General features: G+C 64.0%; 16 protein-coding genes, 2 rRNA genes and 1 pseudogene. 10 read left to right on the top strand and 9 right to left on the bottom strand.

The annotated features are described in order from the left end of the window. Together rrf (ACVOLS_RS02395) and rrf (ACVOLS_RS02390) are read left to right on the top strand one after the other, a co-directional pair. Positions 1–112: ribosomal RNA gene (gene rrf / locus ACVOLS_RS02395) — 5S ribosomal RNA — on the top strand; the annotation flags it as partial. A 131-nt stretch (positions 113–243) separates the two neighbouring features. Then, positions 244–358, top strand: a 5S ribosomal RNA gene (gene rrf, locus ACVOLS_RS02390). A 385-nt stretch (positions 359–743) separates the two neighbouring features. On the opposite strand, the gene ACVOLS_RS02385 is transcribed toward rrf (ACVOLS_RS02390), so the two are convergent. From ACVOLS_RS02385 to ACVOLS_RS02370, 4 genes are all read right to left on the bottom strand, one after another. Then, on the bottom strand, positions 744–1,616 hold the full coding sequence (locus tag ACVOLS_RS02385; RefSeq protein ID WP_481544312.1) for a methylglyoxal synthase: 873 nt from the start codon (positions 1,614–1,616) through the stop codon (positions 744–746). A gap of 324 nt (positions 1,617–1,940) precedes the next feature. Further along, entirely contained in the window at positions 1,941–3,386 is a 1,446-nt protein-coding gene (locus tag ACVOLS_RS02380; protein WP_481544311.1) for an FAD-dependent oxidoreductase, read from the bottom strand. 132 nt (positions 3,387–3,518) lie between these two features. Continuing rightward, on the bottom strand, positions 3,519–7,973 hold the full coding sequence (gltB, locus tag ACVOLS_RS02375) for a glutamate synthase large subunit (protein WP_481544310.1): 4,455 nt from the start codon (positions 7,971–7,973) through the stop codon (positions 3,519–3,521). A gap of 308 nt (positions 7,974–8,281) precedes the next feature. Further along, a complete protein-coding gene (locus tag ACVOLS_RS02370; protein WP_481544309.1) occupies positions 8,282–8,668 on the bottom strand; it encodes an I78 family peptidase inhibitor in 387 nt (128 codons plus the stop codon). Positions 8,669–8,751: 83 nt separating this feature from the next. Here ACVOLS_RS02370 and ACVOLS_RS02365 point away from each other — a divergent pair, with 83 nt between their 5' ends. Further along, positions 8,752–9,804 carry a DNA topoisomerase IB gene (locus ACVOLS_RS02365; RefSeq protein ID WP_481544321.1) on the top strand — a complete coding sequence of 351 codons (1,053 nt, stop codon included), beginning with the start codon at positions 8,752–8,754 and terminating at the stop codon, positions 9,802–9,804. 8 nt (positions 9,805–9,812) lie between these two features. Here the strand turns inward: ACVOLS_RS02365 and ACVOLS_RS02360 are convergent, their stop codons facing one another. Next, positions 9,813–10,142 carry a hypothetical protein gene (locus tag ACVOLS_RS02360; RefSeq protein ID WP_481544308.1) on the bottom strand — a complete coding sequence of 110 codons (330 nt, stop codon included), beginning with the start codon at positions 10,140–10,142 and terminating at the stop codon, positions 9,813–9,815. 296 nt (positions 10,143–10,438) lie between these two features. On the opposite strand from ACVOLS_RS02360, the gene ACVOLS_RS02355 reads away from it, so the two are divergent. The 3 genes from ACVOLS_RS02355 to ACVOLS_RS02345 all read left to right on the top strand — a co-directional run bounded on the left by ACVOLS_RS02355 (position 10,439) and on the right by ACVOLS_RS02345 (position 13,862). Then, the gene (locus ACVOLS_RS02355) at positions 10,439–11,554 is read left to right on the top strand and encodes a saccharopine dehydrogenase family protein (RefSeq protein WP_481544307.1); all 1,116 of its coding nucleotides are present in this window, start codon (positions 10,439–10,441) and stop codon (positions 11,552–11,554) included. Positions 11,555–11,651: 97 nt separating this feature from the next. After that, complete coding sequence (locus ACVOLS_RS02350; protein WP_481544306.1) at positions 11,652–12,038, top strand: BlaI/MecI/CopY family transcriptional regulator; 387 nt, start codon at positions 11,652–11,654, stop codon at positions 12,036–12,038. Between the two features lie 3 nt (positions 12,039–12,041). Next, positions 12,042–13,862: a M56 family metallopeptidase gene (locus ACVOLS_RS02345; RefSeq protein WP_481544305.1), complete on the top strand. Its 1,821-nt coding sequence runs from the start codon at positions 12,042–12,044 to the stop codon at positions 13,860–13,862. Positions 13,863–14,045: 183 nt separating this feature from the next. Here ACVOLS_RS02345 and ACVOLS_RS02340 read toward each other — a convergent pair. Continuing rightward, a pseudogene (locus ACVOLS_RS02340) lies at positions 14,046–15,230 on the bottom strand (ribonuclease H-like domain-containing protein); the annotation flags it as partial. Next, entirely contained in the window at positions 15,125–17,608 is a 2,484-nt protein-coding gene (locus ACVOLS_RS02335; RefSeq protein ID WP_481544304.1) for a DEAD/DEAH box helicase, read from the bottom strand. The gene ACVOLS_RS02335 and the pseudogene ACVOLS_RS02340, both read right to left, overlap by 106 nt. A 203-nt stretch (positions 17,609–17,811) precedes the next feature. Here ACVOLS_RS02335 and ACVOLS_RS02330 point away from each other — a divergent pair, with 203 nt between their 5' ends. The 3 genes from ACVOLS_RS02330 to rlmF all read left to right on the top strand — a co-directional run bounded on the left by ACVOLS_RS02330 (position 17,812) and on the right by rlmF (position 20,218). Next, the gene (locus ACVOLS_RS02330; RefSeq protein ID WP_481544320.1) at positions 17,812–18,300 is read left to right on the top strand and encodes a hypothetical protein; all 489 of its coding nucleotides are present in this window, start codon (positions 17,812–17,814) and stop codon (positions 18,298–18,300) included. An 88-nt stretch (positions 18,301–18,388) separates the two neighbouring features. After that, on the top strand, positions 18,389–19,051 hold the full coding sequence (gene tmk, locus ACVOLS_RS02325) for a dTMP kinase (protein ID WP_481544303.1): 663 nt from the start codon (positions 18,389–18,391) through the stop codon (positions 19,049–19,051). Positions 19,052–19,231: 180 nt separating this feature from the next. After that, positions 19,232–20,218 carry a 23S rRNA (adenine(1618)-N(6))-methyltransferase RlmF gene (gene rlmF, locus ACVOLS_RS02320; protein ID WP_481544302.1) on the top strand — a complete coding sequence of 329 codons (987 nt, stop codon included), beginning with the start codon at positions 19,232–19,234 and terminating at the stop codon, positions 20,216–20,218. A gap of 7 nt (positions 20,219–20,225) precedes the next feature. On the opposite strand, the gene ACVOLS_RS02315 is transcribed toward rlmF, so the two are convergent. Further along, positions 20,226–21,407, bottom strand: a complete 1,182-nt coding sequence (locus ACVOLS_RS02315; protein ID WP_481544301.1) for a DUF3667 domain-containing protein — start codon at positions 21,405–21,407, stop codon at positions 20,226–20,228. 175 nt (positions 21,408–21,582) lie between these two features. Next, a complete protein-coding gene (locus tag ACVOLS_RS02310) occupies positions 21,583–22,032 on the bottom strand; it encodes a nuclear transport factor 2 family protein (RefSeq protein ID WP_481544300.1) in 450 nt (149 codons plus the stop codon). A gap of 52 nt (positions 22,033–22,084) precedes the next feature. Between ACVOLS_RS02310 and ACVOLS_RS02305 the strand changes: the two genes are divergently transcribed. Further along, entirely contained in the window at positions 22,085–22,996 is a 912-nt protein-coding gene (locus ACVOLS_RS02305) for a PIN domain-containing protein (RefSeq protein WP_481544319.1), read from the top strand. Positions 22,997–23,035 lie beyond the last annotated feature (39 nt).

Here is a 23,035-nt window from a genome sequence, read left to right as displayed (position 1 = left end):
GATGAAATTAGCGCTATGGAACCACCCGATCCCATCCCGAACTCGGAAGTGAAACGTAGCCGCGCCGATGGTAGTGCAGCCTAAGCTGTGCGAGAGTAGGTCATCGTCAGGGTTTTTACCTAGAACCCCGCTGCTCACGCAGCGGGGTTTGTCTTTTTATGTAAGCCGGGTGTTTTTGAGCCTGGGTTATGTTCCGCAAGGAAACGCATTGGAGTTGGCGCAACGCGCTGCTCAAACCGTCTTCCTGATGAAAACAGCGCTATGGAACCACCCGATCCCATCCCGAACTCGGAAGTGAAACGTAGCCGCGCCGATGGTAGTGCAGCCTAAGCTGTGCGAGAGTAGGTCATCGTCAGGATTTAAACTAAAACCCCGCTGCCAGAAGCAGCGGGGTTTTTCTTTGCCTGGCGCAAAGACAGGCTTTGGGCAGCGGTGGCAGGCTTTTGTGGGAGCGGCGTAAGCCGCGAAGCGCGTAGAAACAACGACGTGGAAAGGCTTGAGCGAAGCCAAGAGCCAAGAGCCAAAAGCCAAAAGCTCCCCTCATCCCAACCCTTCTCCCGCAGGCGGGAGAAGGGCTAAGGCAACAGCTGGAGCAATGGCCAAAGCCACAGCCACAGCCAGAGCCAGAGCCACAGCCACAGCCACAGCCAAAGCCAAAGCCACAGCCACAGCCACAGCCACAGCGTAGGGGCTCTGCTGGCATCGCCTAGTAAGCCGATGCCGAGCATGGCTCGGCACTACAGTCAGGGTTTCTGGCGTATCTGTACGGCAGTTGCCCAACGGGCAGCAATATTCGGTGCAGTGATGCACACCGCTTCATCAGTGACGGTGGTTACCGCACGCTCGAGCAACTGGATGTCCGCTTCATGCTGGCGCGCCACATGCGGGTCTTCAAAGAAGATCGCGCGTTGGCAACGGTGCTCAAGTACACGATCGGCGATCTGCGCATCGCCACCAAGCGGGCCGCTCTGGAAACGGTGGATCCATTCCTGGTCACGTGGCCAGCCGCGGCTCCAAGCCATCTCGTTCAAGCGCTGACCGGTGGTGCCGGTACCGATGCGTTGTTCGAACTGCGACAACACGTCGAAATGCTCGGCGGCGAAGGCAAGCATCTGCGGTTTGCGGGCGTCGTGGGCGATCAGGGCAAGCGTCTGCCCGCTGAAGTCGTGCAGATCATCGGCGCCTGGATCCGGAGCGAAGCCGGCGTGGATGCGCTCCATTTCAATCCAGTCGCGTGCGGTGGCTACCGTGGAGATGAAAGGCTTGCCGTGGATGACGCACTGGCGCTTGAGTGCGATGGCCTCAGGGAACACCGATGAAGGATCGACCGGGTCGATGAAGTAGATCGCGCCGTCGAGAGTACGCTCGGGTGTGCCCATGCCTACGACTTCGGCAACCAGCTTCATCAAACCGCCTTCGCGACCGTTTGGATAGCGCTGAAGTCCGGGGTAATCCTGTAGAGGATGGGTGCTGGCAATGGCGTCGTAGGTGCGGCCAACGGCGTGCAATTCGACGCCAAGTTCGCGGATGCCGCCCTCACTTGCACGGAGCCAACGGAACAACGCAGCGTCGCCGCTTTCGTGATGGAGACGGTTTGCGGCCAGACCGATGCGCATTGCGATTTCCCTGTGTGCGGAACGCTTGAGTGTAGGGCAGCTGGGTGTCGGCTGGTTGGTGGGGTTGGGGCCAAAGCAAAGGCAATAGCCGAAGCCAAAGCCAAAGCTGCCCTCATCCGCCCTTCGGGCACCTTCTCCCGCATGCGGGAGAAGGGAATGCTGTGCTATCGGGTGAACGGATAGTCCAAAGCCCACTGCCGAAGCCGCGAGCCCAGTGCTGTTCAGACAAACAATGCCGGAGTAATCCCCTCTCCCGTTTCAACGGGAGAGGGGTAGGGGTGAGGGCGCTTTTAGCTTCTAACGCCTCACCGCGTTTGCTGGGCTCTAGCGCTTCAACAACGCAACAATGCTTTCAGCAGCGTCGCGCCCTTCCGCGACCGCCGTCACCACCAGGTCCGCGCCGCGCACCGCATCGCCACCGGCAAACAGCTTTGCGTTGTGGGTCTGGAACGGCAGGCGCGCCGAACCACCCGCAATGATGCGACCATTGCTGCTGGCCTCCACGCCCTGCGACGAAAGCCATTCCGGCAACGTCGGCGAAAAGCCAAACGCGATGATCACCACATCGGCTTCGAGCAGCGACTCGCTGCCCTCGATGGCCACCGCATTACGACGACCATTGGCATCCGGCGCGCTGAGTTCGGTCTCGACCACGGTCACGCCGATCACTTCATCATCAGCACCCGCCTCAATCGCCAGTGGCTGACGGTTGAACAGGAAGCGCACGCCTTCTTCGCGGGCGTTGGCAACTTCGCGGGCCGAACCCGGCATGTTGGCTTCATCGCGACGGTACGCACAGGTCACCTTGGCTGCGCCCAGGCGGATTGCGCTGCGTACGCAGTCCATGCCGGTGTCACCACCGCCGAGCACCACAACGCGCTTGCCGTTGAGGTCGGGCAGGGCGATCTGGTCTTCCCAGCCGGCAATCGGCCGCCCCTTCGGGTCGTTGCCGCTGACGATGCGGCTGTTCTGCACCAGGAACGGCAGTGCCGGCAACACGTTCTTCAGGTCCTGGCCGATCAGGCCACCGTCGGTGTAACGGTAGGCACCGGTGCCCAGGAACACCGCGTCGTAGTCGCTCTGCAACTGTTCGATGCTGATGTCGCGGCCGATTTCGACGCCAAGGCGGAACTGCACGCCCATGCCTTCGAGAATCTCGCGGCGACGGTCTATCACGGTCTTGTCCAGCTTGAAGCTGGGGATGCCGAATTGCAGCAGGCCACCAATCTGTTCGTAGCGATCGAATACCACGGCCTGCACGCCGGCACGCGCCAGGCGATCGGCACAGGCCAAACCTGCGGGGCCTGCACCAACGACTGCCACGCGCTTGCCGGTGCTCTCAACGGCATGCAGATCAGGCTTCCAGCCCGTGGCCAACGCGGTATCGACGATGTACTTCTCGACCGCGCCGATGGTGACCGCGCCGAATTCCTCCAGCGTGCAGCTGCCTTCGCACAGGCGATCCTGCGGGCAGACACGGCCGCAGACTTCCGGCAATGGGTTGGTGGAATGGCAGAGCGTCGCCGCCTCGTGGATGCGGTCTTCCTGCACCAGCTGCAGCCACTGCGGGATGGCGTTGTGCACCGGGCATTTCCAGCTGCAGTACGGGTTGCCGCAATCCAGGCAGCGGCCGGCCTGGTACTGCGCATCGGCCTTTTCGAACTTGCCGTAGAGCTCGCCCCAATCGCCGGATGTGCGCAATTCCACCGGAATGCGCTGCGGCATGGTGCGGGGCAGATCGAGGAACTGGAAGGCTTGCTTGCGGCTCATGGGAACTCGTTACGTCAGGGAGGAGCCCTTCTCCCGCAGGCGGGAGAAGGTGCCCCGAAGGGGCGGATGAGGGGCTTTTGAAGCGGCCCTCATCCCGGCCCTCTCCCGCGGGCGGGAGAGGGGCTCAGGCCGTCAAGCGGCGCGGCGCAAAGATTCGGCCAGCGACTCGATGCTGGCGGCCTTGGGTTTGACCAGCCAGAACTTGCCGACGTAATCGCGGAACTCGTCGAGGATCTGCTGTGCCCAGATGCTGCCGGTCAACTCGCGGTGACGGCCGATCAAGGTGTGCAGGTGCTGGCGATGGTTCTCGAAGCCTTCGGTCGAGATGCGATGGATGTCGATCAACTCGTGGTTGTAGCGGTCGACGAAATCGCGATCGACGTCGAGCACATAGGCCAGACCACCAGTGAAGCCGGCACCGAAGTTCAGGCCAACCTTGCCGAGCACCGCGACCACACCGTCGGTCATGTACTCGCAGCAGTGGTCGCCGGCGCCTTCAATCACCGCCAGTGCGCCGGAGTTGCGCACGCCGAAGCGTTCGCCAGCGCGTCCTGCGGCAAACAGCTCGCCGCCGGTAGCGCCGTACAGACAGGTGTTGCCAATGATGGCGGTGTTGCGTGCCTCGAAGCGGGCGCCGCGCGGTGGACGTACCACCAGGCGGCCGCCGGCCATGCCCTTGCCGACGTAGTCGTTGGCTTCGCCTTCGACTTCCAGATTCAAACCGCCAACATTGAATGCGCCGAAGCTCTGCCCGGCAGTGCCGCGGAAGCGCAGGCTCAACGGCGCTTCGCTCATTCCGTGGTTGCCATGCGCGCGGGCGATGGTGCCGGACAGGCGCGTGCCCACCGAGCGGTCGGTGTTGTGGATCAGGAAGCGATGCTCACCACCTTGCTTGTTGGCGATGGCAGCGGCGAGCAGGTTGTCCATCTGCGTGGCCAGGCTGTCCGGCGACTGGTACAGGCGCTGCGCGGCGCAATGCGCACCGTCGTAATGCGCAGGCGCAAGCAGACGCGACAGATCGACCTTGACGCCTTCGCGCGGCGACACTTCCAGCTGCTGCAGCAGATCGGTGCGGCCGACGATCTCATCCAACGAACGCACGCCCAGATACGACAGCCACTCGCGCACTTCCTCGGCCAACAGGCGGAAGAAGTTCTCCACGCGTTCCGGCAGGCCGGTGAAGTAGCCGGCACGCAGGCGCTCGTCCTGGGTGGCGACGCCGGTGGCGCAGTTGTTGAGATGGCAGATGCGCAGGTACTTGCAGCCGAGCACGATCATCGGGCCGGTACCGAAGCCAAAGCTGTCGGCGCCGAGCAGTGCGGCCTTGACCACATCCAGGCCGGTCTTCAGGCCACCGTCGGTCTGCAGGATGGTGCGGCTGCGCAGGTCGTTGCCGACCAGCGCCTGATGCGATTCGGCCACGCCCAGTTCCCACGGCACGCCGGCATAGCGGATCGAACTGATCGGCGAGGCACCGGTGCCACCGTCGTGGCCGGATACGGTGATCAGGTCGGCGCCGGCTTTCACCACGCCCGCGGCAATGGTGCCGACGCCGGCATGCGATACCAGCTTTACCGACACCAGTGCATCCGGATTGACCTGCTTCAGGTCGTAGATCAGCTGCGCCAGATCTTCGATCGAATAGATGTCGTGATGCGGCGGCGGCGAGATCAGGCCGATGCCGGGCTTGGCGTAACGCAGGCGCGCAATCAGCTCGTTGACCTTGTGGCCGGGCAGCTGGCCGCCTTCGCCGGGCTTGGCGCCCTGCGCGACCTTGATCTGCAGCACTTCGGCATTGACCAGGTATTCGGCGGTGACGCCGAAGCGGCCGGAGGCGACCTGCTTGATCTTGGAACGCTTCTCGGTGCCGTAGCGCGCCGGATCTTCGCCGCCTTCGCCGGAGTTGGAGCGGCCGCCGAGGCGGTTCATCGCAATCGCCAGCGCCTCATGCGCTTCCGGCGACAGTGCGCCCAACGAGATCGCAGCGGTATCGAAACGATTGAACAGCGCTTCGGCCGGTTCCACCTCGTCCAGCGGCACCGGCGTTGCTGCAGGCTTGAGCTGCAGCAGATCGCGCAGCGCCGAGGTCGGGCGCGAATGCACCGCGTCCATGTACTTGCGCCAATCTTCGGCATCGCCGGTGCGTGATGCGCGCTGCAGCGTCATCACCACGTCCGGGTTGTACATATGGTATTCGCCGCCGTGCACGTACTTGAGCAGGCCGCCTACTTCCGGCTGCGCCAGATCGTTCCAGGCACGCACGGTGAGCTCGCGTGCTTCGGTATCCAGACGCGCCAGGCCAACGCCACCGATGCGGGCAGCGGTATCCGGGAAGCACAGTTCAACCACGTCTGGATCCAGTCCGACAATCTCGAACAGCTGCGCGCCGCGATAACTGGCAATGGTGCAGATGCCCATCTTGGAGATGATCTTGCTCAGGCCCTTGTAGATGCCCTTGCGGTAGCTGCGGCCGATCTGCGAGACCTCACCGCCCTTCTTCAATTGCAGGATGCCGCGCCGGCCAAGATCGAACAACGTTTGGTAGGCGAGGTACGGATACACCGCGGTGGCACCAAAGCCCAGCAGGCAGGCCATGTGGTGCGCGTCGCGGGCGGTGCCGGTTTCCAGGATCAGGTTGACGTCGCAGCGCAGCCCGACCTTGGAAAGATGGTGATGCACGGCGCTGGTCGCCAGCAGTGCATGCACCATCGGCCGGTCAGCGACCGGGTAGCGGTCGGACAGCAGCAGCATCACCACGCCATCGCGTGCGGCCTGCTCGCACTCGGCGCAGATGCGCTCGATGCCGGCCTTCAGGCCTTCTTCGACGCTATAGGACAGGTCGATCAAACGATTGCGCTCGACGTACTGATCCATCTTCAGCAACTGGCGCAGCTTGCGCTGGCTCAGCACCGGCGAGTTGAGGATGACGTGGTTCACCGTCTCTGCGCCGGCGTGGAAGATGTTGGTCTCCTTGCCAAGCTGGGTGGTCAGCGACATCGCGCATTCTTCGCGCAGCGGATCGATCGGCGGGTTGGTGACCTGCGCGAAGGCCTGGCGGAAGTAGTCGTACAGCGGCCGGGTGTGGCGGCTGAGCACGGCGATGGGCGTGTCATCGCCCATCGATCCGGTGGCTTCCTGCCCCGTTTCGGCCAGTGGCCGCAGCACCTGCTCCAGTTCCTCGGTCGTGAGCTGGAACAGCTTGTGGTAACTGCACAGCGTCGCTTCGTCGAACGGTTCCTCGGCCAGCGAGGGATCGATCAGCTCGGTCTGCAGGTAGGTCACGCCCTGATGCAGCCACTGCTTGTAGGGCGCACGTGCACGGTTGATGCGGTCGATGGCTTCCGAGTCGAGCAGGTCGCCACGCTTGAGATCGATGGCCATCATCTGGCCCGGGCCGAGCTTGCCCTTGCGCACGACGCGCTCGGTCGGCACTTCCCACACGCCGGCTTCGGAGGCGACCAGGAAGTGGCGATCGGAAGTCAGCATCCAGCGCGCCGGGCGCAGGCCGTTGCGGTCCAGCGTGCAGGCGGCATAGCGGCCGTCGCAGGCGACGATGCCGGCCGGGCCATCCCACGGCTCGCTGTTCAAACCGTAGAACTCGTAGAACGCGGCGAGATCAGCGTCCTTGAATTCCAGCGACTGGGTTGCCGGTGGCACCAGGATGCGCAGCGCCTGGATCAGCTCCATGCCGCCGGCCACCATCAGCTCCAGCATGTTGTCCATGCTCTGCGAATCGGAGCCGTGCATCGAGATCACCGGATCGAGCTCGGCGATGTCGAACTTCGGCGTCTTCCACACCTTGCTGCGCGCCTGCGCCCAGTGGCGGTTGCCTTCGATGGTGTTGATCTCGCCGTTGTGGGCGAGCATGCGGAACGGGTGTGCCAACGGCCAGCGCGGCATCGTGTTGGTGGAGAAGCGCTGGTGGAATACCACCACGCTGGATGCGAGTTCGTGGCGCTGCAGGTCGGGGAAGAAGGTGCTCAGCTTGTCCGGCAGCACCATGCCCTTGTAGCTGATGGCTTCGGCGCTGAGCGTGGTGACGTAGTAGTCAGCGACATCGCGCAGGGTCTGTTCGCTGCGGCGGCGGGCCATGAACAGCGCCAGTGCGAATTGTTCGGCGCTCTGCTCGATGTCGGCATCGACGAACACCTGTTCGATCTTCGGCAGCGTGTCGCGCGCCAACTGGCCACAAACGCTGTCATCGGTAGGGACTTCACGCCAACCGCGCGGATGGCAGCCGGCGGCACGCAGCTGTGCATCCAGTTCCTCACGACATCGCTGCGCGGCAACGGCATCGTGCGGCAGGAACACCACACCCGCTGCAAAATTCGGGCCGAGCGCGATGCCGGCTTCTTCAGCCAACTGGCGCAGGAACACGGTGGGTTTGCGTAGCAGCAGGCCGCAGCCGTCGCCGGTGAGCCCATCGGCGGCAACACCACCGCGGTGGGTCATGCGCGACAGGGCGGCGATGGCGGTATCCACCAACAGGCGCGATGGCTGGTCGTCGAGCTGGGCGACCATGCCGAAACCACAGGCGTCGCGTTCGTCTTGCGGGTCGTAAAGCCCTTGCGGGGTGCGGACTGCCATCTGTGCCTCGGCTGCGATTCAGGTGAGCGGCGACACTCCTGCCCGCTCGCAGAGCACGTCATGCTTATCAGATGGTTCGCGCCGTGCTGCCGCACGTGCTGTTGGGATAAGACCCGGCGCACGCCCCGATGGCGTCTTACGCCTGACCCAAGCGCCCTCGCGCCCATCCAATGCACATGATGTGCTCAACCTGGAGCGCACCTTGAGGTCACCGGATGGCTCGACTAAATCACAGTTGTTGCAACGCCGCAATACATCGTTGCGAGCGCAACCAAAGCCTTGCCCAGCAAGGCTTTGGCGCTGCCAATTCAGCCGCAGCGCACGCCGCTGATCGTGCCCTTTTCATCAAGTTCGATGTTCAGGCGCTCGCCTATGAACTCCATCGTGACCGGCTGGTTGGGCTTGAGCACGCGCACATCGCTGGCACCGGCATCTTCCTTGGCCTGGGCCTGCATTGCGTCGGTATAGGCCTGGCCGACCAGGCCCTGTACCTGGCTGGCATCACAAGCGCCCGGCGGCGGCGTGGCTTCAGCGGGTGCGGCAGCGGCTTCGGCGGCCTGCTGGGACTGGTTCAGTGCCTCATCCTGTTCTTCCGGGGCCGGCTTGGTGCAGGCGCTCAGGGCCAACATCAGGGTGGCGGTGGCAATCAGGGCGGCGGGGCGGCGCAGGGCGCACGGCGTCGACGGGAACTGCATCGGAACTCCAGGGTGTTGAGAGACATCCCAAGCATATAGCCAAGTGACGGCCATGTTGACGCTGCGTCGCAAAGCACTGCGCGATACTCCGCCACCGTTTATTTGCTGGAGCAGCGGTGGCCGCGACATCGTCAGTGCCTGCATTGCGTCATAGCCATGATGGAGAACCTGGGATTGTCCGTCAGCGCGCCGGGCGCGGCTTCCGCTATGTGGATGCGCGTGGCAAGCCGGTGCGGGCGCCGGCCACGCTGGAGCGCATCCGGCGTCTGGCCATTCCGCCCGCCTATACCCAGGTATGGATCTGTGCGCAGGCCAACGGTCATCTGCAGGCCTGCGGCCGCGACGCGCGCGGGCGCAAGCAATACCGTTACCACCCGGACTGGGTACGCACGCGCAGTGACAATAAGTTCGATCGCATCGTTGCATTCGGCAAGGCATTGCCAAGACTGCGTCGGTGCGTGCGCAGCGACCTGGCCTTGCCCGGACTGCCGCGCGAGAAGGTGCTGGCAATCGTGGTCTCGGTGATGGGCCGCACGCTGGCCCGCATCGGCAACGATGCCTATGCACGCGCCAACCATTCCTACGGGCTCACCACGCTGCGCAACCGCCATCTGGAACGCGCTGGCGAAGGCAAGGCGCGGCTGCGCTTCCGCGGCAAGTCCGGGCAGGCGCAGGCCTTGGTCATCGACGACCGCCAGCTATCAGCGCTGGTGCGACGCTGCCAGCAACTGCCGGGGCAGCTGTTGTTCCAGTACCGCGACGATGACGGCAAGGTGCGGCCGGTCGGCTCAAGCGATGTCAACGAGTACCTGCGCAACGCCACCGGCGCTGACTTCAGCGCCAAGGACTTCCGCACCTGGGGCGGCACGCTGGTGGCGTTGCGTGAGCTGGCCCAGCTCACGGTGCCCGAAACCGGCGGCGAGCGCGCGCTGAGCGCCTTGCAGAACCAGGTGATTGCTGCGGTGGCGACAATGCTGGGCAACACCCCGGCGGTGTGTCGCAAGGCCTATATCGATCCCTGCGTGTTCGACGGCTGGCGTGATGGCCGGCTCAGCACGATGCAGTCCCTGCGCGGCCCCCGCCAATGGGAGGCCGCCGCACTGCGTTTCCTGCGCGCCGCACATCGGGCGGGTTGACGGCGGACTCAGCCGCAGCGCATGGCGGTGATGTTGTTGGTGCGGCCGATTTCGATGGTCAGGCGATCACCGCCCGTCGAGGCCTGGGTCTGGATGGAAGCCGCGCTGTCGGGTTGATCGTTGCCGCGCACCACTTGCACCTGCAGGCTGTCACTGTCCACGCGGGCGCGCTCGACGGTATCCGGTCCGGCGGCAAGGCCGACCGCGCCGCGCATCATGTCGGTATGACATTGGCCGGAGATGACGCCATCGATGGGTTGCACCTGGCTGACCTGGGCAGTGCTGCAGGCAGTGGCGGTGATGGCGCTGAAACAGGCGATGACCAGCATCCGATACATGGCGGACTCCGAGCGGTGGTATGCATGCAGGGTGCTGTTGTTTGTGTAAGAGGAGCATGAAGAGCGCCGCATGCGCCCTCCCTTGCACGAGGTGCAGCGGATCTGCTCCCTCCCTTGCGCAAGGCGCAGGGGACGGTTGGGGAGGGGTGCTGTTCGCTGGAGCAACAAACAACCAGCGCAAGCAACGGCCAAAGCCACCCCCTCCCAACCTCCCCCTTGGTTGCGCCAAAGGGGAGGGGCCAAAGCTGCTCATTCCTCGCTGATAATCCACCCAGCAATCAACGCAGGAAGATCCGATGTCGCAGCAGGAAAGCTGTCGTGTTCTGGTGTTGGGCGGTTACGGCCATTTCGGCGCGCGTATCGTGCGTGCACTTGCCATCACGCCGGGCATCACCGTCATCGCTGCCGGTCGCAACCCTTCGCAGGCGGCAGCCAATCTGCCGGGCGTGGATCTGGCGACGATCGAACTGTGCCGGCTGGATACCGCTGCGCCGGACTTCGAGACTCAACTCGCCAACACGCGAGCCGCAGTGGTCATCCACACCGCCGGTCCCTTCCAGGGCCAGGGTTACGACGTGGCACAGGCTTGCCTGCGCGCTGGCATGCACTACATCGATCTGGCCGATGGTCGCGACTTTGTCGCCGACTTCCCGCAGCAACTGCAGGCCCTGGCCGAGCAGACCAAGCGCAGTGCGATCAGTGGTGCCAGCACCTTGCCTGCGCTGTCCAGCGCGGTTGTGGATGCGCTCGCTCCACAGTTCGATCAGTTGCACAGCATCGACATGGTGATCGCACCGGCACAGGCAACGCCACTGGGCATGGCCACGGTGCGCGCGGTGCTGTCGTATTGCGGCAAGCCGTTCGAGTGCTGGGTGGATGGGCGTTGGCAGACGGTGATCGGTTGGGCCGAGCCACAACCGGTGCGCTTCGCCCGCATCGGTCCGCGCCTGGCTTCGCCCTGTGATGTGCCGGACCACTCGCTGCTGGTGCAACGCTATCCGGGCGTGGCGACCGTGCGTTTCCGCGCAGCGCTGGAGTTGAAGTTCCTGTCGCGTTGCCTGGCGACGCTGGCCTGGCTGCGTCGGCATGGCCTGCCATTGCCGATGGAAGCGCTGGCCGGCGTATTTGCCCGCGCCGGTCGCTGGTTCGATCGCTTCGGCACTGATCTGGGCGGCATGCGCATCACCCTGCGTGGCCAACGTGGAGGCCTGCAGCGCACCGTGCATTGGGATCTGACCGCGCCAATGCTGCACGGCCCGGAGATCCCCACCCTCGCGGCCGTGCTGCTGGCGCGCCGCTTTGCCCGTGGCGAGGGATTGCCAGTCGGCGCCCATGCTTGTCTCGGCCTGCTCAGCCTGGCCGAGTTCGAAAGCGAGTTCGCACGCTGGCAGATCGATAGCGCGGTCAGCTGAATCGTTCAGTCCGGCAGCGGTCAGGGTGCCATCCGGACTATTGACTACAAATGTAGGCAGATCTACCGTGACGACAAATGTAGTCACGGAGACGGCCATGCGCCGCAAGACCATCGGGGACCAGGAACTGGCCCTGCTGCAGTACATCGGAGAGAACGAACCCACCAGCGTCGGCGAGGTAGCCGCGCGCTTTGGTGAGGCCCGCGGGCTGGCCCGTTCCACCGTGCTGACGATGATGGAGCGCCTGCGTACCAAGGGCTATCTGCAGCGCGAGCAGGAGGAGGGCGTGTACCGCTACAGCTCCACTGCCGAACAGCAGGAAGTGGTCAACGGTGCTGTCGGCAGCTTCGTCGAAAAGACCCTGCAGGGTTCGATCTCGCCGTTCGTGGCGTGGATGTCGGAGAAGGCCGAGGTCAGCGACAACGAACTCGCCGAACTGGAAGCGCTGGTCAGCAAGCTGCAGTCGCAGCGCCGGGAGGATTGAGCCATGTCGATGACGCTTGAGTTGTTGGGCAGCCGCCTGTTGGCGACCAGCGTGCAGACCGCGCTGTTGGCAGGTCTTGTGTGGCTGTTGTGCCGCTACGTGCGACGTCTGCCGGCCAGCACCCAGTGCGCGCTGTGGTGGCTGGTGGCGGTGCAGGCTGTGGTTGGCCTGTTCTGGGCGTCACCGTTGGAGTTGCCATTGCTACCCGCCGTCGATGCTGCACCGATGGTGGCGCAGGCTGTAGTAACCGCTGCACCGGTGACTACCGCGCCGCTCATCGTGATGCAGCCCTTGCCGGCGGACAGCAGTTGGTCATGGAGCCTGGTGTTGATGGCGATGTGGGCCGCCGGCGTGCTGGTGATGGCCTTGCGCACCGTGCTGGCGTATCGCGCCAGTCGTGCCCTGTTGCGTGCCGCGCAGCCCTGCCGCGATCACAAGCTCAACGCCGCGCTTGCACTGGCGGCCGATGCGCATGGCCTGCGCCGCGCACCGCGCTTGATGCTCAGCACTGCGATCGACTCGCCGCAGCTGATTGGCCCATGGCGTCCGGTGTTGCTGCTGCCGGCGCGTGGCCTGCAGCGCATGGGCGACGACCAGTTGGACATGGCGCTGACGCACGAACTCGTGCATCTGCAACGCCATGACCTGTGGCTGGGATTGGTGCCTGCACTTGCCCAGCACCTGTTCTTCTTCCACCCGGTGGTGCACCTGGCCGCCCGCGAATACGGCATTGCCCGCGAAGCCGCGGTGGATGCCGCGGTGGTCGCCGGTGACCGGCACTGCCGCCAACACTACGGACGCCTGCTGTTGCAGTTGGGCGTTGCTCCCCGGCCGGGCGCTGGTTTGGCCAGCGCGTCGCCGACCTTCCTCAGCCTCAAGCGGAGATTGCTCATGTTGCAGGACACTTCATCTTTCCCGCGCGTCGGTGCGGCCCTGATCATTGCTGCTGTCGCCGTGATCGGCGTGGCACCGCTGCGTCTGGTGGCGATGCCGGCACCGCCTGTGCCGCCCGCACCGCCGGCCCCTCTGGCCGCGCCCGCCGCACCGGTGGCGCCAACCGCACCGGTTGCACGTTCGGTGACACGCACGGTGGTCGCCGGTGCCGCTGTACCAGCCGCGCCGCCAGCACCACCGGCACCACCGGCGTTGGTGGTGCCACCCGCACCGCCGGCGGCTCCGCCAGCACCTGCCGAACCGCTGCGCACGCAGGGCGTGATTCACCTTTCAAACAGATACAACGACGATGGCTATGTGCTGATCAAGGGCAACCACAACGTCATGAATGGCACCGTTGCGGATCTGCGCGAAGCCAAGCGCTTGGACGATGGCAAGGGTGTATTGCTGGTGCGCCGTGATGGCAAACGCTATCTGGTGCGTGATGCGGCAACCTTGTCGCGCTTTGAGCGGTTGTATGCCGAAAGCGTGCGTCTGGGCGATGCGCAGGGCCGTCTGGGTGACCGGCAGGGAGCGTTGGGCGACCGCCAGGGGCAGATCGGTGAGCGCATGGGCGAGATTGGCGCACGGATTGGTGAGCTGGCGAGTGAGCAGGCGGAGCTGGCACTGAGTTCGGGTGAACGCAGCGATGCACAGCGCCGTGCATACGAAGCAGCGCGTCGCAAGCTGGAACAGGCCCGCGAGGAGATGGACAACCCGGCGATGCGTGCGGAGATGGAAAGCCTGGCTGCACAGCAGGCGGCATTGGGCAAGCAGCAGGCCGAGCTGGGCAGGCAGCAGGCAGCGGCCAGCGCCAAGGCCAATCGTGATGCCGAGCAGATGATCCGCGAAGCGATCAGCAACGGAACTGCGCAACCGCTTGGCGGTTGACGTTCTGGGAGGGTTTGCTGGGGTTTGGCTTTAGAGCTACAGCAAAAGCACCCCTCCCCAGCCCTCCCCTTCGCCTACGGCGAAAGGGAGGGGGCCAAGCTCTGCTCCCTCCCTTTGGCGCAGCCAAGGGGAGGGTTGGGGAGGGGTAAGCGCTTCAAGCAACGTCTGACGAGCAATTGAAACTCAGCCCTCAGCCTCCAGCGCCAATTCCGCCCGCTCATCCGCTTCCGCCTGTACCAGGCGCAGGAACAGCAGCGCCAACGTCACCACGTCCTGGTGATTGTGTTCACCAACACGACGCAGATTGCGCGCGCTGCCGCCACGCAGATAACTCAACCACGCCGCAGGCGCTTCCGAACCCGGCAAGTCATCCTCGCGCGCGATCAGCAGCAACTGCCGTTCGATGGTCGCCAAGCGACAGTTTTCCCAAGTGCCGCGATAGCGACGGCGAGTAGGGAACAGCAGATCAACATGATCCAGCGCGGAAATCGGATCACCACGCCGCGCCAAACGGTAACGCGTCTTCAACAGCGGTGCGTCGTAGCAGCGGCCGTTGTAGCTGGAAAGCACGGTGCTTGGTGACAACCAGCTCGCGAACAATTCCAGCATCGTGCTCTCCGCGCCCATCGTCGACATCAACAACTGGCGCACGCGCAGGCCTTCGCCGCGCGCTGCATCGTGATGCCAGTCGGCGGCGCCGATCATGAAGGCGCGGGTGCCGGTGCCACCGGCAAGGCCGGTGGTTTCGGTATCAAAGAACAACAGGTCCTGTGGCGCGACTGATTCTTCGGGACGCTTGCTGAAAGCCAGTGACAAAGGAGTGCTGGGAATCGCTTGCGGGATGAAGGCTTCGATCAGGTGCAGGCCGGGCGCGATTTCGGTGCCGGGCAGATCGCGATCAACCGGACCGCGTTCGACTGGCTGTGTCGGTGCGATGGCGCGGTTGCGTGTTGCCAACAAGCGTCGCAATGCAGCGCCGTCCTGCGGAACGGCGGGTTTGTGCTGGATCTGATCGACCCAGCCGAATACCGACGATTCCTGCTTCGGCTGTTGTTGTAGGAGCGGCGTAAGCCGCGAAGCCGATACAGCTTCCGCAGCCGACGAAGAACCCGATGTATCTGGAGCAACAGGCACTGCTGCAGCGTCCACCATTGGTGGCTTCGCGGCTGACGCCGCTCCTACAACAGCTGCGGGCCCCGCAGGCGGTGCCGTCGCCAGCCCCGCCTGTTTACGCAGGGCTTTCAGTTTGTCCAGGCTGATGCTCATGGCAGCAGGTCGAGTGCCTCGTCCATGACGATCGTTGGCACTTGATCGCAACGCTCGGCCGAGAGCAGCGACAACACGGTCAGCGCCAATGAGCGTGGCGTCGGGCCTTTTTCTTCTTCCTGTGCAGCCAATACCGGGCCAACGCAAGCCGGGCAACCGGCATTGCAGTCGCAACGCTCCACCAGCTCCAACGCGCGCTGCACCAGTTCGCCCTGGCGTTGCCACAGCGGTTCGCTCAGGCCCACACCACCGGGGAAGTTGTCGTACAGGTACACCGTTGGCACGAAACTTTGCATCAGTTCCACCGTGGCTTCACCAGCTTCATTGCCACGTAGCTGACCACGGCCAGTCTGATCGGCCACCGCAAACCAAGCGCCGTCGCCATTGCCAACCGCCTTCTGCAGATCACGCGCATCGGCCATTACCGCGACGGTGGCGACGATGTGCAGCGCATAGGCGGCGCCGAGGAAACCATCCAGCGCATCCTGCTTCTGCGCGAAGCTGCGCAGCAGCGTGGCCTGCGGCAGCTGCCACCACACCGAGGTGGTGTGCAGCTCCTGATCGGGCAGGTTGACCGGGCCGTAGCCGATGTTCTCGTGCGTGTAGTAGCGGATCTTCTTGTAGCCGGCGACGCGTCGTACCACATGTACTTCGCCGTGATGCGAATCACCGCGGCCGGCACCATCGCCGTCAAAGCGGTCCAGCACCTTGAGTTTGGTGTAGTCGATGCTGTCGGTGTAGTAATCCACATGCGTGCGGGTGACGTACGCCTTGCGTCCATCCCAGTCCAGCCGCTCCACCTGGTACGGCGTGCTCTGCACCATGTGGATGGCGCCTTCGTACAGGGTCAACGCGGCAGCGGAATAATCCACCTCGGCGATGATCTGCTGCTTGCCGTCGCTGCGGTCAACCACCACGAAGTTGCCGTCGGCAACGGCGCGCAGGCTCACCGCATTGGCGGGATAGCTGTCGGCGATCCACTCCCAGCGGTCGCCTTCCTGGTGCACCACTTCGGTCTCGGCCAGCGCCTGCAGGAACACCAGCGGATCGATCGGCCCGAACGGTTCACCGGCCAGGAAGGGCAGCTCGAAGGCGGCGCAGCGGATGTGGTCGAACAGGATCAGCGGCTGGTCGGGCGAAATGCGTGCGTGCTCCGGCGTCGCGTTGGCAAAGAAATCCGGATGCCGCACCACGTACTGATCCAGCGGCTGGCTGCTGGCGACCATCACGCCCAGCGCTGCCTGTTGGCGACGACCGGCGCGGCCGAAGCGCTGCCACGTCGCCGCAACGCTGCCGGGGTAGCCGTTGAGGATGACCACGTCGAGCGCGCCGATATCCACGCCCAGCTCCAGCGCCGAGGTGCTGACGATTCCGTCGATGTTGCCGGCACGCATGGCCCGCTCCACCTCGCGGCGCTCGGTCGGCAGGTAGCCGCCGCGATAGGCGCGGATGCGTGCCGGCTTGCGCGGGTCGTTGTCGAAGATGTCCTTCAGGTACTTGGTCAGCACCTCCACCATCAAACGCGTCTGTGCGAACACCAGCGTCTTCAAGCCACTCTTGATCGCGATGCGGGCGATGCGGTTGGCCTGCGAGCGCGCCGAGGCGCGCAGGCCAAGATCCGGGTTGATCACCGGCGGGTTCCACAGCAGCACGTGCCTGGGCCCGGTCGGTGCGCCGGATTCGGTGATCGCATGCACCTTCTCTTCCACCAGTGCCTCGGCATGCGCATGCGGGTTGCCGATGGTGGCCGAGCACAGGATGAACTGCGGTTGCACGCCATAGAACGCGCAGATGCGCTTGAGCCGGCGGATCACATTGGTGACATGGCTGCCGAACACACCGCGATAGGTGTGGATCTCGTCGATCACCACATAGCGCAGGTTCTCGAAGAACTGCGCCCACTTGGTGTGATGCGGCAGGATCGCCTGATGCAGCATGTCCGGGTTGCTGACCACGATGTCGCCATGCAGGCGGATCGCCTGCCGTGCATCGCCGGGCGTGTCACCGTCGAAGGTGAACGCCTTGACGCCCAGATCACCGGCCCGGTTGAGCTCCAGCAGCTCGGCCACCTGATCCTGCGCCAGCGCCTTGGTCGGGAACAGGTACAGCGCCTTGGCATTGCCCTGCATCGCCGCGCTTACCACCGGCAGCGTGTAGCACAGCGACTTGCCGGAGGCGGTGGGGGTGACGATGGCGACATGCTCGCCGCGCTGGGTGGCGTCCCAAGCCTCGCCCTGATGCGAGTACAGCTGCTCTATGCCGCGCGCCTTCAATGCGGCTTTCAGCGCATCAGGCACGTCATCGGGAATCGGCGCATAGCTGCCTTCGCGGCCGGGGATGGTGAAGCTGCCGGTGACCCGGTCCTTGTAGCGCCGGGCCAGACGCTGGCCGAGCAGCGAACCGTCACGCGATGGCAGGCCATCGGTGGTTGCCAGCGCCCGTTCGCTGGCTTCGGTGCGGGGAGCGAGGGAGAACGCCATGCACGCAACTGCCGATCAAAGAGTGTCATGGAAGCATATCGGTGTCTCACGCCGTGAGACCCATTGGGATTACGACATGCTGAACGGACCGCGGTGTTCCAACAAAATGTGAAGGACTGCCTGCGTATGCTGCAGGCGACGCGCAACAGGCAGGGTGGGTGGCTGTGGCATTACCGGCAAAATGGAGCACATTGTTGGCCGGCATGATGCTGGCGGGAGTGGCACAGACACAGCAAGCAGTGCCGGCAAGCACGGCTGCCGCGCCTCCCGGGGCCGTGGTAGTCGAACCGGAACGTGCCGACAACGCGCAAGCCGATCCGAGCGATGTCGTGGAGGTGCCGGTGCAAGGCAACGTCACCACCCTGGGCGAAGTGCGTGCCATCAAGCCCGAAGACGACGAGCCGCTGGACCTGTATCGCTTCAAGAACCCGGTCCAGGCCGCGCCCAACCGCTTCAGCAAGAACTGGAGCGAACCGCCCACGCCCGAACAGGTTGGCATGAGTGGCGGTTACCTGATGATGGGCATCGGCTACGGCCTGATGAAGGCTGGGCAAGGTCTGAACAAGCTGACCGGCGGCCCCGACCAGATCCAGTCCGCCATCGCCCGGCCACCGCCGGAACTGACCGAGGACGAGCAGAAGCGGGCGGCTGAGTACTGTGCGGTCAACGGTTGCACCGCGCCCGCGCGCTGAGTGTGGGCTGTTCCCCGCGTGGCGGTTGGCCGGGCTGCAGCGACGTCAAGCCGCGCGATATCGGCCGGTTCCGATTAAAGTAGCGCCCATGGATAACCAACAGATTCCCGGCGGCCTGCTCATTGCCATCGAAGGCATTGATGGCGCCGGCAAGACCACGCTTGCTCATACACTGGCCCAGCACCTGCGCGCTGCAGGGGCACAGGTGGTACTGGGCAAGGAACCGACCAATGGCCCGTGGGGCACGCGCCTGCGCGCTACCGCCGCCACCGGCCGGCTGAGCCCGGAGCAGGAGGTGGAATACCTGCTGCACGACCGCCGCCAGCACGTGGAAGAGGTCATCGTCCCGGCCCTGGCCCGTGGCGAAGTCGTCATTCTCGACCGCTACTTCCCGTCGATGGTCGCCTACCAGGGCGCCGCCGGCCTGCCGCTGGACGAGATGCTGCAGGCCAACGATTTCGCGCCACGCCCGAACCTGCTGCTGTTGCTGGACCTGCAGCCGGAGCAGGGGCTGGAGCGCATCCGCGCCCGTGGCGACAAGCCCAACCACTTCGAGACCGCGCAGAACCTTGAGCGTTGCCGGCTGATCTTCCAGCAGCTGGAGCTGCCCAACAAGCAGGTCATCGACGCCAGCCGCAACGAAGCCGAAGTGCTGGCTGATGCGCATGCGGCGATTGCCGCGGCCTTGGCCCTGCGCGTGGGTGAACAGGGCGCGCAGTTGCTGCAGAACGTGCAGGGTTTGGAGCTGTAGAAGGCTGTTGCAGCTGGCGGTGCCCGCATCCCACCTTGTGGGAGCGGCGTCAGCCGCGAAGCCGAGGTTGTTGAAGCGCAGGCAGCGTGTGCCATCTGATGATGTACGTGCATCGCGGCTGACGCCGCTCCCACAAACAACGAGAGCCTCCGCGTGTCGCGCTTGGCATCCAATAAGCACATGACTTCTTCGTCTCAACGCCCACGCGCCAAGCCCAATTCTGCACCGGCAGCGCTGCTGCATCCCCGCAACCGCCATCAAGGCCGTTATGACCTGGTGCGTCTGGTTGCGGCGAATCCCGCTTTGCGCGCGCACCTGATCCGCACCCCGGCTGGCACCGACAGCATCGATTTCAGCAACCCGGCTGCCGTGCGCGAACTCAACCGCGCGCTGCTCGCCAGCGACTACGGTATCCCGCATTGGGATATCCCGGATGGCTACCTGTGCCCGCCGGTGCCGGGCCGGGTGGATTACCTGCACGGTCTGGCCGATCTGCTGGCTGCAGACAACAACGGCGTGATCCCACGCGGCCCCACGGTGCGCGCGCTGGACATTGGTATCGGAGCCAACTGCATCTATCCCTTGTTGGGCCAGGCCGAATACGGCTGGCGTTTCCTTGGCAGCGATATCGATGCGGATGCGCTGCAGGCCGCCAATGCCAATGTGCAGGCCAATGGTCTCGGTCATCTCATCGAACTGCGCCAACAGCATGCACGCGGCAATCTGTTTGCCGGCCTGCTGCAGGCCGATGAGCGTTTCCATCTGACCCTGTGCAACCCGCCATTCCATGCCTCGGCCAAGGAGGCGGCACAGGGTAGCCAGCGCAAGCTGCGCAATCTCGGTGGCGCGCAAGCACGCAGCAGCAAGGCACCAGCGCTCAACTTCGGCGGCCAGGCCAACGAGCTGTGGTGCACCGGTGGTGAGGCCTCATTCCTGCGGCGGATGATCCGTGAGAGCTCGGATATCCAGAATCAGGTGCTGTGGTTCAGCTCGCTGGTGGCCAAGAGCGAGCATCTGGCCGATATCCACAAGCAGCTGGCAAAAGTTGGCGTGGCCGAGGTGCGCGAGGTGGCGATGGCACAGGGCAACAAACAGAGCCGCTTTGTTGCCTGGAGCTTCCATCCCGCCGCTGCACGCAAGGGATGGATGCAGGCAACGCAGGCCTAGGCCGGGTTCAAGCCGACACGCCGGCCAGCACCGCGTACATCACCACGAAGGTGACCAGGAAGAAATAGATGAAACCGATGAAGCTGTAGCGCAGCAGGGTCAGGATCGGGTTGCCGCCATACACGCGCTGCTGCATCCAGAACAGATATACCGGCACAGCAAGCCACAACAGCACATACAGCCAGGCACAAATCGAGCTGACCACCGCATTGCCGATTGCACCGCTGATACCGGCGATGAGGAAGGTGGTCAACAGCACCAGCATCAGCCAGCAGTGGCTGTATAGCGCCACCACAAGGTGTTCGAGGTAACCCATCGGCCGTCGCATGGTGTAAGCCACGCGCAACACCAGCGCGAAGATCGGCATCAGGAAGAACAGCGCACCGGGCAGTGAAGTCAGGATGGCCTGCACATACAGATCGGTCTTGCTACCCATGCGTTCGACGTTGGCTTGGCCATTGGCCAGGCGCCGATTGAGCCAGTTGCTGACGAACTTCGGCCAGCCAGCGAGCACGACGGGATTGGTTTCAGGGTCCCAGGGTTTGCCGTTGATCGGGACATTGATGAAGACGGCTTTTTTCTCCGCACTGACACGCTCGGCAGCCTCGTCAGCACGCGCCAGCGCCGAGTCGGTAGCGCTGCGTGCGGATGGCTGCGCGTTTGCTTCGAGTTCCGCGCTGCGCTGCGCCGCTGAGGTGTTGATCGCTGCCATGGCAATGGCAAGTGCTGGCGCCGCCGCAGGATTTGTCTTCTGCTGTTGCTCGATCTGCGCCACCTGGGCGGCGCGCACCGCTTCCACCTCGGCTACGGTCTCCGCCTTGGCGAAGGCCGGATCGGCGTTGCTGCCGGTGCCGAAGTCGTCGCTGTGCAGGGTCAGTTTGCCGACGAAGAAGGTGAACAGGGTGAGGATCACGAACAGCCGCAGCGGCTGCACATAGCCGACGCGCTGACCCTTTAGGAAGTTGACGGCGATCCGGCCCGGTACCAGCAGATCGCGCAGGGTGCGGAAAATGCGCCCATCCAGATGCCAGAACGATTCGAACACCTCTTCGACTGCATGCCCGAAGTTCTTCAGCGGGTTATGCGCCGACTGCCCGCAGCCATGGCAGTAGTGGCCCTGCAATGGCGTGCGGCAGTTCTCGCAGGCACCGTGTTCGGAAGTGGAATGCACGACTTCGGTCTGGCTCATGGCTGGCGCGGCGGGCAACGGTTGGAAGCCGCATACGATAACGGGGTTTGGCGGCTCCGTTCAGTGTCAGTTCAAGAAAAAAACAAAACGAAGCAAAGCCCCTCTCCCGCTTGCGGGGGAGGGGTTGGGGTGGGGGAAGCTTCTGGCACGTAGACCAAAACGCCAAATCACCCACTCAACCACCCCGCACCTTCCGATGCCACAACGCATTGACGATCACCCAGCGCCCATCAAACAGCCCCATCTGCAAGTGATCGATGAACCAAGGGCTCTCCAGCCGCACCGTGGCAATGTCCTCGTCCACCTGCAGCACCGTCACCGTGCGCTGCCACTGCTCGCGCGGCGTCTTCAGCGCGCCCTCGCGGGTGAAGCGGATCAGCTCATCCGAGCTCATCCGGCCCAGCCCCAGGGTTTCATTCGGATTGGCAACGAGATTGCGCTTGGCCAGGTCTGGATGCAGCGCACGCGTCACCCGTGCGACATCGCCTTCCAGCTGGCCGTCCATGTAGTCGTAGGCGGTCGCCTCGATGGCCTGCAGGGTGGCCGCGTCCGGTGGCGCCGCCACGGCGTTGCCGGCGACGCAGAGCATTCCCACAACAAACACGCGTAGCGCAGCTGACAGCATGGCCGGTTCCTGATGGGTGGTGGCTGGGGAATCGTGGCAGTTACTGGTGGGGATGCCATGGGCTGTAGGTCATTGGCAGTTGCGTTGTCGCGGCGCAGGCGCCAGCGAGCTGAATTTGTTCAGTTCCAGGGCGCCGTTTGGCAAACGCACGCTGCTGGGCGAATATCCAGAAGGGGCTTCAGGGGGACTGCAGGGAATGCAAGCTGAAACTATTGCGACGCTGGTGCCGATAGAGAACCGGCGCATCAACTACGTGTTGGTCGATCACGAGAACGTCCAGCCGACCGATCTGAATCTGCTTGATCGAGAGGACGTCCGTCTCTGGGTATTCGTTGGTGCCGCGCAGACCAAACTGTCGTCAGAACTGGCAATCCAGATGCAGGTCATGCGCGAGCGCGCCGACTATGTGCGGATATCTGGCAATGGTTCCAATGCCTTGGATTTCCATATCGCCTTCCATATCGGACAGTTGGCGACAGTCGACCCACGTGGGTTCTTCCACATCATCTCCAAGGGCACCGGATTCGATCCTCTGGTACTGCATCTGAAGACGAAGAAGATTCTTGCCTGCCGATCGGCAGCGGTTGGTGATATGCCGCTGTTCAAGCCCGTACTCGCCGACAAGCCTGTGGTGTCTGCGTCAAAGGCCGCTGAAAAAGCGAATGCGAAGAAAGTGACGGTTGTAGTTGAAAAAGCCCAACCGCCCGCCAAGAAGCCTGCGGTTGCCGTGGCCAAGAAGGCTGTACAGGCGAAGGCGATGACAGCGGCAGAAAAGCTCGCTCGAATGAAGGCGCTGTTGGCCAAGATGACAAGTGGTAAGCCTGGAACTCTGGCGGCGTTGAAGAAACACATCGCGTCCAATTTTCAGAATCAGATCAATACTCAGGAGGTTGATGCGCTGATCGTGGGTCTGAAGAAGGCGGGCACATTGAAGATTGATGGCACCAAGGTGATATTCAGCTGACTTCGGCGCTGTGGTTACATTGTTGAAGCGCCTGTGCGG

The sequence above is a fragment of the Stenotrophomonas sp. STEN038 genome, assembly GCF_056759895.1.
This window is presented reverse-complemented; position numbering and strand designations above follow the sequence as displayed.

Bases quoted from the DNA above. Each gene is read 5' to 3' on its own strand.
- ACVOLS_RS02385 (WP_481544312.1), bottom strand. From the start codon at position 1,616: ATGCGCATCGGTCTGGCCGCAAACCGTCTCCATCACGAAAGCGGCGAC.
- ACVOLS_RS02380 (WP_481544311.1), bottom strand. From the start codon at position 3,386: ATGAGCCGCAAGCAAGCCTTCCAGTTCCTCGATCTGCCCCGCACCATG.
- gltB (WP_481544310.1), bottom strand. From the start codon at position 7,973: ATGGCAGTCCGCACCCCGCAAGGGCTTTACGACCCGCAAGACGAACGC.
- ACVOLS_RS02370 (WP_481544309.1), bottom strand. From the start codon at position 8,668: ATGCAGTTCCCGTCGACGCCGTGCGCCCTGCGCCGCCCCGCCGCCCTG.
- ACVOLS_RS02360 (WP_481544308.1), bottom strand. From the start codon at position 10,142: ATGTATCGGATGCTGGTCATCGCCTGTTTCAGCGCCATCACCGCCACT.
- ACVOLS_RS02355 (WP_481544307.1), top strand. From the start codon at position 10,439: ATGTCGCAGCAGGAAAGCTGTCGTGTTCTGGTGTTGGGCGGTTACGGC.
- ACVOLS_RS02350 (WP_481544306.1), top strand. From the start codon at position 11,652: ATGCGCCGCAAGACCATCGGGGACCAGGAACTGGCCCTGCTGCAGTAC.
- ACVOLS_RS02345 (WP_481544305.1), top strand. From the start codon at position 12,042: ATGTCGATGACGCTTGAGTTGTTGGGCAGCCGCCTGTTGGCGACCAGC.
- ACVOLS_RS02335 (WP_481544304.1), bottom strand. From the start codon at position 17,608: ATGGCGTTCTCCCTCGCTCCCCGCACCGAAGCCAGCGAACGGGCGCTG.
- ACVOLS_RS02330 (WP_481544320.1), top strand. From the start codon at position 17,812: ATGATGCTGGCGGGAGTGGCACAGACACAGCAAGCAGTGCCGGCAAGC.
- tmk (WP_481544303.1), top strand. From the start codon at position 18,389: ATGGATAACCAACAGATTCCCGGCGGCCTGCTCATTGCCATCGAAGGC.
- rlmF (WP_481544302.1), top strand. From the start codon at position 19,232: ATGACTTCTTCGTCTCAACGCCCACGCGCCAAGCCCAATTCTGCACCG.
- ACVOLS_RS02315 (WP_481544301.1), bottom strand. From the start codon at position 21,407: ATGAGCCAGACCGAAGTCGTGCATTCCACTTCCGAACACGGTGCCTGC.
- ACVOLS_RS02310 (WP_481544300.1), bottom strand. From the start codon at position 22,032: ATGCTGTCAGCTGCGCTACGCGTGTTTGTTGTGGGAATGCTCTGCGTC.
- ACVOLS_RS02305 (WP_481544319.1), top strand. From the start codon at position 22,085: ATGCCATGGGCTGTAGGTCATTGGCAGTTGCGTTGTCGCGGCGCAGGC.